The 13,032-nt window shown below is 59.1% G+C and carries 13 protein-coding genes and 1 pseudogene; 9 read left to right on the forward strand and 5 right to left on the reverse strand.

The genetic code is table 11. The features are described 5' to 3' along the window. The first annotated feature begins 999 nt into the window (after positions 1-999). On the forward strand, positions 1,000-1,425 hold the full coding sequence (locus tag GKC41_RS06945; protein ID WP_154313580.1) for a TetR/AcrR family transcriptional regulator: 426 nt from the start codon (positions 1,000-1,002) through the stop codon (positions 1,423-1,425). After that, positions 1,422-1,778 (forward strand): hypothetical protein, encoded by a 357-nt coding sequence (locus tag GKC41_RS06950; protein WP_154313560.1) that lies wholly within the window; start codon positions 1,422-1,424, stop codon positions 1,776-1,778. The genes GKC41_RS06945 and GKC41_RS06950 overlap by 4 nt, the downstream gene beginning before the upstream one ends. A gap of 628 nt (positions 1,779-2,406) precedes the next feature. Here the strand turns inward: GKC41_RS06950 and GKC41_RS06955 are convergent. Beyond that, entirely contained in the window at positions 2,407-2,574 is a 168-nt protein-coding gene (locus GKC41_RS06955; protein WP_154313561.1) for a hypothetical protein, read from the reverse strand. Between the two features lie 977 nt (positions 2,575-3,551). Between GKC41_RS06955 and GKC41_RS08850 the strand changes: the two genes are divergently transcribed. After that, complete coding sequence (locus GKC41_RS08850) at positions 3,552-3,695, forward strand: hypothetical protein (RefSeq protein ID WP_229281695.1); 144 nt, start codon at positions 3,552-3,554, stop codon at positions 3,693-3,695. 250 nt (positions 3,696-3,945) lie between these two features. Here the strand turns inward: GKC41_RS08850 and GKC41_RS08855 are convergent, their stop codons facing one another. The 3 genes from GKC41_RS08855 to GKC41_RS06970 form a co-directional block, all read right to left on the reverse strand. Next, complete coding sequence (locus GKC41_RS08855) at positions 3,946-4,101, reverse strand: hypothetical protein (protein ID WP_229281696.1); 156 nt, start codon at positions 4,099-4,101, stop codon at positions 3,946-3,948. A 182-nt stretch (positions 4,102-4,283) separates the two neighbouring features. After that, entirely contained in the window at positions 4,284-4,454 is a 171-nt protein-coding gene (locus GKC41_RS08860) for a hypothetical protein (protein WP_324612086.1), read from the reverse strand. 262 nt (positions 4,455-4,716) lie between these two features. Beyond that, the gene (locus GKC41_RS06970; RefSeq protein ID WP_096227021.1) at positions 4,717-5,088 is read right to left on the reverse strand and encodes a YraN family protein; all 372 of its coding nucleotides are present in this window, start codon (positions 5,086-5,088) and stop codon (positions 4,717-4,719) included. Between the two features lie 546 nt (positions 5,089-5,634). On the opposite strand from GKC41_RS06970, the gene GKC41_RS06975 reads away from it, so the two are divergent. The 6 genes from GKC41_RS06975 (at position 5,635) to GKC41_RS07000 (ending at position 12,345) form a co-directional block, all read left to right on the forward strand. Then, complete coding sequence (locus GKC41_RS06975) at positions 5,635-5,910, forward strand: hypothetical protein (RefSeq protein ID WP_154313562.1); 276 nt, start codon at positions 5,635-5,637, stop codon at positions 5,908-5,910. Positions 5,911-6,078: 168 nt separating this feature from the next. Continuing rightward, positions 6,079-6,291, forward strand: a complete 213-nt coding sequence (locus GKC41_RS06980; RefSeq protein ID WP_227561562.1) for a YlcI/YnfO family protein — start codon at positions 6,079-6,081, stop codon at positions 6,289-6,291. Positions 6,292-6,295: 4 nt separating this feature from the next. Next, positions 6,296-9,541 (forward strand): helicase-related protein, encoded by a 3,246-nt coding sequence (locus tag GKC41_RS06985; RefSeq protein WP_033499418.1) that lies wholly within the window; start codon positions 6,296-6,298, stop codon positions 9,539-9,541. Then, positions 9,538-10,320 carry a DUF4391 domain-containing protein gene (locus GKC41_RS06990; protein ID WP_033499419.1) on the forward strand — a complete coding sequence of 261 codons (783 nt, stop codon included), beginning with the start codon at positions 9,538-9,540 and terminating at the stop codon, positions 10,318-10,320. The genes GKC41_RS06985 and GKC41_RS06990 overlap by 4 nt, the downstream gene beginning before the upstream one ends. After that, positions 10,304-11,098 carry a hypothetical protein gene (locus GKC41_RS06995; RefSeq protein WP_033499420.1) on the forward strand — a complete coding sequence of 265 codons (795 nt, stop codon included), beginning with the start codon at positions 10,304-10,306 and terminating at the stop codon, positions 11,096-11,098. The genes GKC41_RS06990 and GKC41_RS06995 overlap by 17 nt, the downstream gene beginning before the upstream one ends. Before the next feature lie 11 nt (positions 11,099-11,109). Then, positions 11,110-12,345: a site-specific DNA-methyltransferase gene (locus GKC41_RS07000; RefSeq protein ID WP_197702168.1), complete on the forward strand. Its 1,236-nt coding sequence runs from the start codon at positions 11,110-11,112 to the stop codon at positions 12,343-12,345. A 53-nt stretch (positions 12,346-12,398) separates the two neighbouring features. On the opposite strand, the pseudogene GKC41_RS07005 reads toward GKC41_RS07000, so the two are convergent. After that, positions 12,399-12,998 (reverse strand): annotated as a pseudogene (locus GKC41_RS07005) (DUF4368 domain-containing protein); the annotation flags it as partial. Positions 12,999-13,032: the final 34 nt, after the last annotated feature.

The raw sequence follows: 13,032 nt of genomic DNA on the forward strand, positions 1-13,032 counted from the left end.
GACCAGGTGTAACACCAGTATGGCCATACCCTGGTCTTGATGATTCTGATGGTGCTTGCCAGAACGCTTGCGTGGATTGCTGAAGATCTCGGTCCAACTTGGCTTAGACCGCTTCGCTAACCTTGCCAACGCATTACTCAGAGCCAATGATGCAGTCTCCGATTGCGCTTTAGAAGACTTCGAGTCCGCGCGCATTTTCCTGCAGTATTTATCTCGTCAACAATTATGTCGACTTTTTGTTTTTCTACAAATACCGTAGGGCTATGCCGTTTGGCATTCATATCAACCAAAGGAGATTGATACGCGGTCAAAGAAAACACAAGCTACTGGCCCCAGTACCAACAAGCACGTCAGCGGCGCTGATGTTGGTGTTACTAAAACGGCTAGCACCCCAGAACCCACTACAACTGCGCAGAAGCCAATAATTGAACAGGTTCCAACTAGAGAAGATGTCCACAATGTGCTATTGGGCATAACTGGGTTTTGACTCCGTAATACGGCAGTGTTTCAGCTGATTTATGCTCTGTATATTGCAATTCTGGCGACTCGTAACATCAAAAATGTTGGTCATCACCAACTATACTTGTAATTCAGGAATAACGAATGAAACCAGGAAGAGACGCGGAGCGGTTTCGGCCTTTTCAACAATGCACGCGACTACCCAGCTGGTGCTCGTATTCCTTATCGGTTCCCTGGAAACCCTGAATATTTTCATTCAATCAAAAAACAGAACACAGAAAGTCCTTCAGGGCCAGCAGTGTCATTGAGATTCGCAATTATTACACTGGTTATCACTCCCTCCTATCACAATCTTCATGCTCGGATGGGGGCCATCTTCATGGCTCTTAATTCTTGTGTTCATTACCGGTAGCTTAGCCAGCGAATTACTATTCCCAGAACCGGCAGCTTCAAAAAAAAAAAAGAAGGAACGATGATTATGAGAATAACTACCATTTAGTATTCTTGACTGTTTAGTCAAATAATGCTATCTTGGCGAACATGAGTCGCAGGAGAAGTTTCGATGATGATGAGGTGCTTGCCGATGCCCGCGAGATTTTCCTGGAACATGGCTATGAGGGTACGTCGATTGATGCTCTCGTCAAGGCCACGGGTCTGCTCCGGGGCAGTCTCTACGGTGCCTTCGGCAGCAAGCGTGGAATGTTTGTGGCTGCGCTTCGTGATGCAACGTATTCGGAGTCGCACGATTCAGGAGTGCTCAATCTGGTATTGGTGGCACTCATGGAGCTGTCGGATCATGATCTTGAGGTTCGTGGGCTGGTCAGGGATTACCTTGCGAAGCTGTCATGCTCGGGATCGGGAGATACCAATGCTGTGACCGTTGATGTAGCCAAGCTCCTTGGCGAGACGCTGTTGCAGCGTGCACATATTCGGTTGCAGTCTGATGATGAAAGAAGCAAGTCATGAACAACAAGGTGGCAATTGTCGGGCGGACGCTGGAGATTGAACCGCAGGGCTTGGATAAGATGTGGTCGTTCAAGGGGAAACTGGTGGTGCCGCTTGAGCACGTTCGGGGTGCAAGCGAGGATCCGGGCATTCTCGATGATGCCAAGGGGCTGCGTTCGCCCGGCCTTCATGTTCCCGGTAAATGGGCCGGCACATACATTGAACACGGGGAAAAGACATTCTGGAATGTCACCAGACCGGAAAGTCCCATTGTCATCCAACTCAAAGATGAGCGCTATGACCGACTGGTGCTCGGAGTGGAACATCCCCGTGAGCTGGTTGACCGGATCAACGCGGCCATCATCGAAAAGTAAACGACGAATTGCAGCACCTGAACTCTTCTATTAGCTATCGGCGCTCAAGTGGTTAGAAGGTTATCGAATGGGCCGACAAGTCATATGACGTATCGATATATGACTTGTCGGCTCAGATGCTCACTCCCACTTAACAGCGGCGATTCTACTGTTCCGCCATTCCAGTTACACCCAGTTTCCGCGCCATCTCGAAGCGCGTGCCACCGAGTGACGCGACGATACGCTTCGTCGGCTTAATGGACAAAAGCTAGGACAGTTTCGAAACTCTTGTCAAGCGCAGGGCGTTGAGTTTTAGTTTTTGGACCAAAAAGTATCGAAGATGGTCTTTCATAGCTAGACAACACTGAAAACGCCTGTTTCGAAACTCAAATGCCATTTTGCGCACAAGCCGGCAGCTGCGCCTGCAAGTGAGTAAATGCGAGTGGCTTGTGAGCGATTCAAAACCGCAGGTCACGGGTCTTCGTCATCGGTGTCCGAAGTGAGTAGTCTTGGTTGGCTTGCCCATAAGTTGACGCTTTGGACAAAAGCCAGCCAACTCAACGACTCCCGTATCGTAGGAACCACTTGGAGCAGAGGCCGATCTGAAACACCGAATAGACGAGCATCAAGATTCCGAAGCAGACCATCATCACACAAAGCCCGATTCCGGCCCATTTACAAAAGAGTCTTTTCTTTGCTTGTCGGAATTCAACTCCAGCCGGTCGGGAGAATATGTCTTGCCGTACTCGTCAACCCTTGAGGCCCCTTTCGAAAGCAGCTCGAAGGCTTCGTCGAGATCTTCGGCGAGCCTGTCCACGTCGAACCTAACTTTGAAAAGATGCGTCTCGTCATGCTACTTGAGCGCCGATTTGCCCTGCGGCAGTAGAACCTCTCGCCGTTCACCTCGTTTGCCAAAGCGGTCCTCTCGAGCAGCTGATGCCCGCTCGTCCGCCACAGCTTGCGCAGACGGCCCTCCCGCAATGTCCATGTCTCAACGGATGGATACCACTTGTCTGAATGCGCCTGGGCAACAGGCCAACAGTACGCAAGGTCGAGCGCAGAACGCGCAGCAGCAAACACGACAGAAAGGGCGCACACCGATGCCGGACCCCGGACAACAGCACTGCGGAAGACGGGCATTCTGACCACGACCGAACAACTCTGCCTACCAGGCAGACGCCCGCATGGGACGCCTTTTATTTTTCAGAGACTTAGCTGCCAGCTAAGGTATGCGCCTCATGGCTGTTTCACGAAGGCCCGACCAGCTCGACCGACCTCGACCTGTCTCCGCTCCCACCAGTTGCGCCGCACACTTCCAAGCGGTTCAATCATCGCACAGACGAAAAACACACGGTGCCATGCGCTGTGCTGCACGGGAAGATTGGAGGAATCATGTTGCAGACAGTCGAATGCACCGCACCCGAGAGCAACCAGAGCTGTGATGAATGGATGACGTTAATCGAAATGCAGGGGTGTATGAGGGCGAACCGAAAAAAGGCGAACGACCTCATCTGGTCAGGAGAGATCGACTCGTACATGCTCGGCAGGAAACTCCTGGTATCGAGGGCATCTGTGGACACCCACCTCGAGTCGAGGAACAGCAGGAAATGAAGGCAGCGACCGCCCCAAGAGCCGCCCGCGGCCGAGCACGTGAGGGAGCCTCGAGACGAAAGGAGTTCGAGGACGACCATAATCAAGAGCATTAGCAGGAGCCAGGTTAGGTTCATCGCATCGACCAACGCGATATTCTGCACTAACGAGGCGTACGCGACGCAGCGCATCAGCCGCGACGCCATGTACCGGCTCGTCAAGGATCCCCACGACCCGTTCCCGATCAGCTATATCAACGGCAAGAAGCGCGACGGCATCGTGCTGCATGACGAGCTCGTCGCATGGATCGAGCGAAACAGCATCGTCGGCTCACCCAGAAAGAGCTAGCGCCGATGGCGGCCGCAGGTACGAGGGAGTGCGAGGCGCCGTCGAGCAGCCCCGTGATGGTGAAGCCTGTGGCCACTGGCTGGGCAAGCTCACGGAACACCTTGTCAGCGAGCGCCTCGTAGTCGCGCGCGGGGCGACTTCCCGGCTCGAAGGCCGCTACCGGCTTCCATTACCAGCTGCCCTCGCAGACCTTGCTGCTCGCGTAAATGACTATCTCTAACTGCTCGTCCGGGACGAACTAACCCGTGGCCTAGGCGTTGTTCATGCGGCCGAGCACGCAGGTGCGCAGTATCCGCCAGCGGGGCATGGGCATGCACAGCGCGACGGCGATGGAGCACGTCGCTTCAACGGTGAGCGCCGTTCCGCACATCACGGTGGAGTCGAGCTTCACGGGGATGATGACCATGCCGCCCTCCGCAACGGCGAGATAGGCGTTGGAGGCACGGGGCTGCAATCGATGAGGCAGACAGTGTAAGAGCCCGAGACGTCGTTGAGGACGGACTTCAGGCGCTGTTCGCGCAGCAGCATCTCATTCTGGTCGACGAGGTCGATCGTCGACGCCACCACGTCGAGGTTCTCCGCGATGGCTTAGGCGACCTCCTCTACGGGGGCGCCGCCGTAGAGCAGCTCGACCAAGGCGCGCCGCTCGGAGACGACCCGTTCGTAGACGCCGAAGGATTCGGTGGCCGGCACATGCGGGTTGAGGTCGACGAGCAGGGTCCGAAGGGCCCGGGCGGCGCAGGTAGCCGCTAGATTCACGGCGGTCGTCATCTTGCCAACGCCGCCCTTGTAATTGACAATGGCTATCATGCGCATGGGTCGCGTCCTCTCTAGCGTGGGGCGCGCCTCGCCGCATCCGGTCCGGCGCGCCCCGAGTCTCGGATCGTCGGGACAAAACCGTACGGATTTGTCCGACAAGCGGAGTGTACCACGAAAACGTACGTATATGTACGTTTTCGTGGTACAGGGGCCGGTTTCGGGGGAAAGCCCGGCCCCGGGAGCCCAGGGCCGGGCGCGCCGCCTAGGAGAGCGGCTCCATCTCGCCGAAGCAGTTGATGTGGTGGCGAAGGAGTGCGCGGTTCTCCTTGACGACCATCATCGCCACCTCGTCGAAGCGGACCGGGGTGTCGGCGTAGTCGTCGCCGTTGCCGGCGAGCCACCTCGCCGCCAGCGCCTCGCGCAGCCCGCGCGCCCTGTGGGCCTCGGGGAAGCCGTCCGTCCCGATCCGGACCGTGGCGTCGACGAAGACCAGGGTCCCGTCCTCGTCCACCGCCACGAGGTCGATCCCGCCGATGCCCTCGGGTCCCTGCCAGGCCTCGTCGACGATCTCGTAGCCCTTGCGCTCGAGGAAGGCCTTGACCGCGCCCATCGCCTTTTCCTTCATGTCGTTCATGTCTTGCTCCTTAGACTCTGAGGCCCGCCCCTGTGGCGTGCCTTGCGCCGCGTGAGTCGCATGCAGCGCGGGCGTGCCTGCAAGGGAGGAAGCGAAGTCGGGCATGGAAATAGAAGTCTCCCGACGGCAGTTTTTCGCGTTGTTCGCGCGCGGAGCGCATGGGGCGAAGAACCCGAAAAAGTGTCGCGGCCCTTGCTGGCCGCCTGCCGGCGTGCGACCCTGCGCGTCCAAGGAGCGCCGGGGCGGGTATTCGGATCAAAGGGGCGCAGGCGTGCGGCATGGAATCCGGCGTGGGCGCCGAGACCCTCCGGGCATGGGATGCGGCCCATCGGCGGTTGCTGGGCTCCCGCGGGGATTGACGACGACGTCGTGGCGGGGACGGAGGCGGGTTCCCGAGTCGCGGCGCCGCGGCATGAGTCGGGACGGACGGCTTTCCCGTGCCGCTTGCGGCCGATGTGCGCACAAGATCGCTGGCGGTGAGGCTTTCGTTGCGCGGAACGGCTACGGTGCTGCGCGACACGTCCGTTGAGAGAAGGAGACGAGCTGATGTTGGGCTACGAAGAGAAGGTGGAGCGCCTCGAACTGCTCGACGCGGTGGCGGATGCCGGGAGGCTGGCGAGGGGCCTGGACCAGCTGCTCGAGTCCCTGGCGCATGCCGACCAGCTGGACCCGCTCGACGTCGAGGGGATTCTGGCCCTGAAGTCGATAAGTGAGAGGTGCGCCGAGCGCATCGGCGACGCCGCGCGAATCTTGGAGGCTCAGAACGAGGTTCTCTACGCCGAGGAATGGGCAAACGCCAAACCTCGCGAAAACGAGAGATGAGGACCCGAACGAAAGCGGCCATCCAAGCCCTATCAGGGCGTCCATCGCCGTCCGCGCTCATATAAAGCCTGGACATCGGCTGTCCTCACATTCCCAGTGCCGCCGCGTGCCGTCGCGTTATAATGCTGCAAACGCATTTGTATTGCATTTCGAGCGATGGGAGCGCAGATGCCCGACAGCTACAAGGAGCTCATCAAGAGCAATCCCGACGAGACCGAGATCAGAAGCTTCCTGGTGGACGGCGACCAGGTCTCCGTGACCCTGCGCATCCCCGACACCCTGCGCGACGCGGCGAAGGAGGAGGCGGCCCTGCGGGGCATGAGCTTCTCCGCCTTCGTGCGCACCTGCATGATCGAAGAGCTCGCGAAAAAGGGGGCATAGAGGCGTGAAGTCGCTAAGCAACGTCGGCGCGGAGCGCCTGGGAGACGCCCTCGGCGAATCCATCGACGACGGCGCGAAGTTGTCGATAATCAGCTCGTATTTCACCGTGTTCGCCTACGGGGAGCTCAAAGAGGAGCTCTCCAAGGTCGACGAGGTGCGCTTCCTGTTCAGCGAGCCCACCTTCATCAAGCGCATGGCCGACTCGAAGGAGCCGCGCGAGTTCGAGGTAGCCCGCCGCGCGCGCGAGGTCGGCGTCGGCGGCTCGGGGCTCGAGCTCACGCTGCGCAACAACCTAAACCAACGCGCGCTCGCCCGCGAATGCGCCGAGTGGATCCGCGAGAAGGGCGTCTTCAAGTCCGCCAAGACGTCCGGCGCCATTCAGCCGGGCGGCACCTACGTGGTGGAGAACCCATCCGGCGACGACCACGCCTTCATGGGCGCCGCCGCGAACTTCACGCAGGAGGGCCTCGGCTACGAGCGCCGTCCGGGAACCGTGACCTGCGTGAGCCATTTCGAGAACGCGACCGAGGCCGTCGGCCTCAAGATGATGTTCGAGTCGGTCTGGGACAACCCTGCCATGGTCGAGGAGGTCACCGCGCAGGTGGCCGCCCAGGTCGAGACGCTCTACCGCGAGAACCCGCCCGAGTTCATCTATTTCCTGACCCTGTACCACCTGTTCCGCGACTTCATGGAGGACGACGAGGACAACGGCATCCGCCCCGGCCTCAAGTTCGAGGAGTCCGTGGTCTGGAGCAAGCTCTACGACTTCCAGAAGGACGCCGTCGTGGGCGCCATCCGCAAGCTGGAGAAGTACAAGGGCTGCATCATCGCCGACTCGGTGGGCCTGGGCAAGACCTACGAGGCGCTCGCCGTCATGAAGTACTACCAGGAGCGCAACGACCGCATCCTCGTGCTGTGCCCGAAGCGCCTGCGGGACAACTGGACCCTGTGGACGCAGGACAACGACGACCGCAACCCGCTGGCCGACGACCGCTTCAGCTACACGGTGCTCAACCACACCGACCTGTCGCGCTACCACGGCATGAGCGGCGAGGTGGACCTCGAGCACCTGCGCTGGGGCCACTTCGACCTCCTCGTCATCGACGAGAGCCACAACTTCAGGAACAAGAGCACCGACGCGGACAAGACCGACCGCTACACGCGCCTCATCGAGGACGTCATCAAGTCGGGCCAGCGCACGAAGGTGCTCATGCTCTCTGCCACCCCGGTGAACAACCGCCTGCTCGACCTGCGAAACCAGATCGAGCTCATCACCGAGGGAGACGACGCGTACCTCGCCGATACCGATGGCATCCCGTCGATCACCCACGTGACGCGCGTCGCCCAGCAGAGGTTCAACGAGTGGAGCAAGCTCTCCGACTCCGAGCGCACGACCGAGAGCTTCGTGAACGCGGTGAACGCCGACTACTTCAAGCTGCTCGACGTGCTGACCATCGCGCGCAGCCGCAAGCACATCACGAAGTACTACGGCGCCGCGAGCGGTACCTTCCCGGCGCGCCGGCCGCCCCTGTCGTTTCAGACGCCCATTGACCTAGAAGGCGAGCTGCCGCCGATTGCCGTGCTCAACGACATGATCGCCCAGCTCACGTTCGCCCAGTACCAGGTGCTCTCCTACGTGCGCGCCGACCAGCGCCGCAAGTACGAGGACCGCTACGGGGACACGTGGGGCAAGGACTTCGAGAGCCAGGTCCACCGCACGACGGCGGTGGCCAACCTCATGCGCGTCAACGTCCTCAAGCGCATGGAGTCCTCCGTGAACAGCTTCCGCATCACGCTGCGACGAATCCTCGACGGCTGCGTCGACCTGCGCGCGAGGCTCGACGCCGACGCGTCGGGGGTCGCCTACGGCACCGAGGGCCTCGAGGACGGGTTCGACGACGACGATGCCGAGGAGTTCGAGGCCGGCGGCAAGGTGCGAGTCGACCTGCGAGACGTCGACGCCCTGCGCCTGGGCCAGGACCTCGACTTCGACATCCAGGTGCTCCGGGCCCTGCTAACCTATGCCGACGCGGTGACGCCCGAGCGCGACGCCAAGCTCGTGAAGCTGCGCGACTTCATCGCGGGCAAGGTCAGCGAGCCGTACAACCCCGGCAACCGCAAGGTGCTGGTGTTCAGCGCGTTCGCCGACACGACGGCGTACCTTTTCGAGCAGCTGGCGCCCTGGCTGAAGCGCGAGCTCGGAATCGAGTGCGCCGAGGTGGCGGGCAGCTCCAACCGGACCTACTCGCTGAAGCTTCCCAGGACCACCTTCGAGAACATCCTCGCGAGGTTCTCTCCCGTCTCAAAGGAGCTGCCGGAGAGCCAGCGGGAGCTCGGCGAGATCGACGTCGTCTTCGCGACGGACTGCATCTCCGAGGGCCAGAACCTGCAGGACTGCGACTGCCTGGTGAACTACGACATCCACTGGAACCCCGTGCGTATCATCCAGCGCTTCGGCCGCATCGACCGCCTGGGATCGAAGAACTCCCAGATCCAGCTGGTCAACTTCTGGCCGGACATCGCGCTCGACGAGTACATCCAGCTCGAGGGCCGCGTGAAGGGGCGCATGGCGCTGCTCGACGCGTCGGCAACCGGCGAGGAGAACGTGCTGGAGGCCAAGGGCAATGGAGAGATGAACGACCTCAAGTACCGTCGCCGGCAGCTCCAGCAGCTCAAGAGCGAGGTGCTCGACCTCGAGGACATCTCGGGCGGCATCTCGATCACGGATTTCGCCTTCGACGACTTCCGCGTGGAGCTCCAGCGCTACGCCAAGGAGCATCCCGGCGCGTTGGAGAACTCGCCGGCGGGACTGCACGCCGTGGCCCCCATCCCCGACGAGCTTCGCAGCGACGTGAAGCCAGGCGTGGTCTTCTGCCTCAAGCAGAACGACGAGGGCAACGATCCCAGGGACACGAACCCTGTCTTCCCGTACTACGTGGTGTACGTGTCGGCCGACGGCGAGGTCATGACGAAGCACACCCAGCCCAAGCCGGCGCTCGACATCATGCGCGCCGTCTGCTCTGGGCATCCCGAGCCCATCGCTAAGCTGTGCCGCGAGTTCAACCGCGAGACCCGCGACGGGACGAGGATGGACGCCTACACCGACCTGCTTGACGATGTCGTTGCGGCCATCACCGGAACGCAGCAGGACAAAGGCATCGAGAGCCTGTTCAGCCTGGGAGAGGTCGGCAGCGGCACCGTCATGGGCTTCAACGACTACTCGTTGGTATGTTTCGCGGTGCTGCGATGAGCGGCATCGACTGGAACGGAATCCTGCGCCTGCCCGAAGCGGCGCTCGCGGGATGCCGCCGCATTCCCAAGACGGTGCTCGTCAAGCAGGCCATGCTCACCAAGACCGAGCAGAAGAGGCTCGACAAGGTCGCGCGCCTCGAGCACTTCGCCACGGTCCAGAAGTCCACGACGCGCATCCCGCCGTACGAGGACGACGAGCGCAACGTGCAGAGCGTCGTCTTCCTCCGTTGCGAGATGACAGCCGGGACCATGGCGGTGGCCGAGGTGGCGGAGCTCGTGCACAAGTGCTTCCCGAACCCGACGGTGCTCCTGGTCGAGGCGGGCGGCTGCGCGTGCATATCGGTCGCCCTCACGCGGAGGAGCCAGGCCGAGCAGGGCGCGACGGTCGTCGACCGAGTCGAGTCGACGGGCGCGTTCGATCCTGGCCGTTCAGAATACGCGGACTTCCTAGGCGCGCTGGCATTCGGGCGGCTCTCGCAGGGCGACCTCTGGGAGTACCTGGTCGACCTGTCGCGCACCGTAGCGCTGTCCCGCGCGATTGGCGGCCTGGGGTTCTACCCCGTATGCCCCGCTCGAGACCGGGAAAAGCTGATCGCCCTCACGTCGCGCTACGATGAGATGGGAGCCTCCGTCAAGCGGCTGAAGGAGCAGCGGCGGTCGAAGGACATAACGCTCAACGAGTCCGCGAAGCTGAGGATGGAAATGAAGGAAGAGGAGCGACGCCTGAGGGCGGTCGCCGATGAGATAAAGGAGATCTGCAATGGCCGTTCTAGATGAGTATATTTTGCGAGCGGCGCGCCTTTTGAGTGATGCTGCAGATGAGGATGTTGATGCGCTCTGCCGTGAAATCATGCAGGTCTTCGACCTCGACTACACTAACCCCGAGGCTTTAAAATATATCAATTCCTCAAGCTCATTTCGCTACTCGAAAAGCGACCTAGGGATGATTCTCCAGAAGCTGCGCCTAAAGCGGGAAGACTCAGACGACAAAGCGTTCGGTGCCGCATTCTGCGCAACTATAACGCAGCATATCAGGAGACTGGAGCAAGCTCTTGAAGAGGGCGTGAAAGACGACGAGCTCAAAGCCGTATACGACTCAATCGACTACGTCTACGCAAACGCGAGGGGCTACGACTCCTACACGGACGGACTAGCCTCCTATTCCTATGGGTCTTCCAATCGCAATGATTTCAACGATGAACAGACGCAACTACGTATCGACAAACTGAAGCATTTCCGTGATGAGGAGCTCCGTAAGCTGAAAATCGCCGAAGCGCAGGGCGCTAGCGTCAGCCTCACGGCATCCGCCACGAGCAACGTACAGGTCACGTTAGAGGCAACCTTTGAACAGATTGACAAATTGCCAGAGACAACGCTTTCCGATGACGAGAAGACGCTGCTCAAAGGGATGATGGGCGATCTCAACACAAAAGATAAAAGCAAACGGGGCAGCAAGCTTGACAAACTCCTGAGCTGGCTTGCCGGCAAGGGCACCGACGTTTTTATTGCCGCCATGCCCTACATAGTTCAACTAATCAAATCTCAACTTTCCTAGGAGGAGACCTCATGGGCGAGATAGAAAAGATGACTCTTGAATCGGAGAGTCTTATTGACGACCGCCTGAATAAGCTCAAGGAGCTGATGCCCGAAGTGTTCTCCGAGAGCGGAATCGACTTCGACAAACTGCGGCTGGAGCTTGGCGACGAGGTAGACGAGGGCCTGGAGCGCTATGCGTTCACGTGGCCCGGCAAGGCCGATGCCATCCGCCAGTCGCAGATGTCCAGCACTGCTACTTTGCGTCCCCGTATCGAGAAAAGCCGCAGCCGCGATGGAGAGGATGGGTCCTTCGACTCGGACAACATTTATATCGAAGGCGACAATCTCGAGGTGCTGAAGCTCCTACAGCGCGGCTACCACGGCAAGGTCAAGATGATCTACATCGACCCACCCTACAACACGGGTCACGACTTTGTCTACAAGGACAATTTCGGCAACTCTGTCGATAACTATAAGGAGCAGGCGGGACTCGCCGGCCAGTCCAACGCCGACACAAGTGGCCGCTACCATAGCGACTGGTGCTCGATGATGTACCCTAGGTTGAGACTGGCTCGAGAGCTCCTAACCGACGATGGCGTCATTTTCATTTCGATTGACGATAACGAAGACCGCAATTTGCGCATCCTCTGTGACGAGGTGTTCGGAGAGGCAAATTTCGTTTCTCAGCTAATCTGGGAACGAGCTTACTCGCCCAAGAATGACGCCAAATACGTTTCAAATAGCCATGATTATGTTCTCGTATACGCCAAATCCATTGAGCGCTTTGTGATTGGACGCCTGCCGAGAACAGACGAGGCAAACGCCCGCTACAAGAATCCAGACAACGACCCTCGAGGCGTTTGGAAGCCAAGCGACCTCAGTGTAAAGACTTACAGCCCAGATTCCGACTATCCAATCACAACGCCCTCGGGGCGTGTTGTAGAGCCTCCAGCAGGACGCTGCTGGAGGCTCTCGCGAAACGCGTTTCGCGAGAGACTCCAGGATAACCGCATTTGGTTTGGCCCAAACGGCGACAGCGTCCCTTGCATCAAGCGTTTCCTAACAGAGCTCAAATATGATGGAATGGCTCCAACTTCAATCATGTTTTACAAAGAAGTGGGTCACAGCCAGGAAGGCGCCAAGGAGCTCGTATCTCTATTTGACGGAAAGGGCTATTTCGATGGACCGAAACCGACGAAACTACTTCAGCGCCTGATAACCCTTGCGAATCTGCTAATGTGCGATAAAGAAGTAATAGAAGTGTAAAAAATTTTGCCGTTCCTATCCGGCACTTAGGGCTGTGTCGGATAGGTCAGGCGTTAGGCTTCCGGCAAGTCTATCTTGCCGACAAAGCTGTAATAAATCTCAATGTCCTGCCTGCGGGTGCCGTTCTCGTCATAGCTGCACTCATGCACGACGATTTTCTCAATCATTTCCCGCAAGAGGGTGGGGGTCAATTCTTCAAAAGCAAGGTGCTTTCTCACAATCCCCATGAATTTCTCGGCGTTGACGGTGGCGGCCTGCGACTTGGAAAGTTCCTCCTGCAAAGCGGCAGCCCGGTCTTTCAGTTCCCGCTGCTCCTGCTCATAGTCCGCCGACAGCTCCATGAAACGCTCGTCGCTGATTTTGCCGCTTACATTGTCCTCATACAGCCGCTTGATAATGCGGTTCACTTCGGCAATGCGTGTCTGGGCCTGTTCAAGCTGCTTCGTGGCTGCGGCGGTCTTTCTCTTGCCGCCGATTTCGTTCTGCTGGATGAGCAGCTTTACAAAGCGGCTCTCATGCCTGGCGGCGTATTCCGTCACTTGCCGGAGATTGGAAAGCACGCCCGCCGTCAAAAGGTCGGTGCGGATAAAGTGTGCCGTACAGTCACGGGTACGCTTCTTGTAGCTGCCGCAGATATAACAGTCCTGCTTGCGGTTCTATTCGTCTGTTCCTGGTTCAAAATAGTTT

Source organism: Bifidobacterium asteroides (assembly GCF_009683175.1).
Classification (GTDB): domain Bacteria; phylum Actinomycetota; class Actinomycetes; order Actinomycetales; family Bifidobacteriaceae; genus Bombiscardovia; species Bombiscardovia asteroides_H.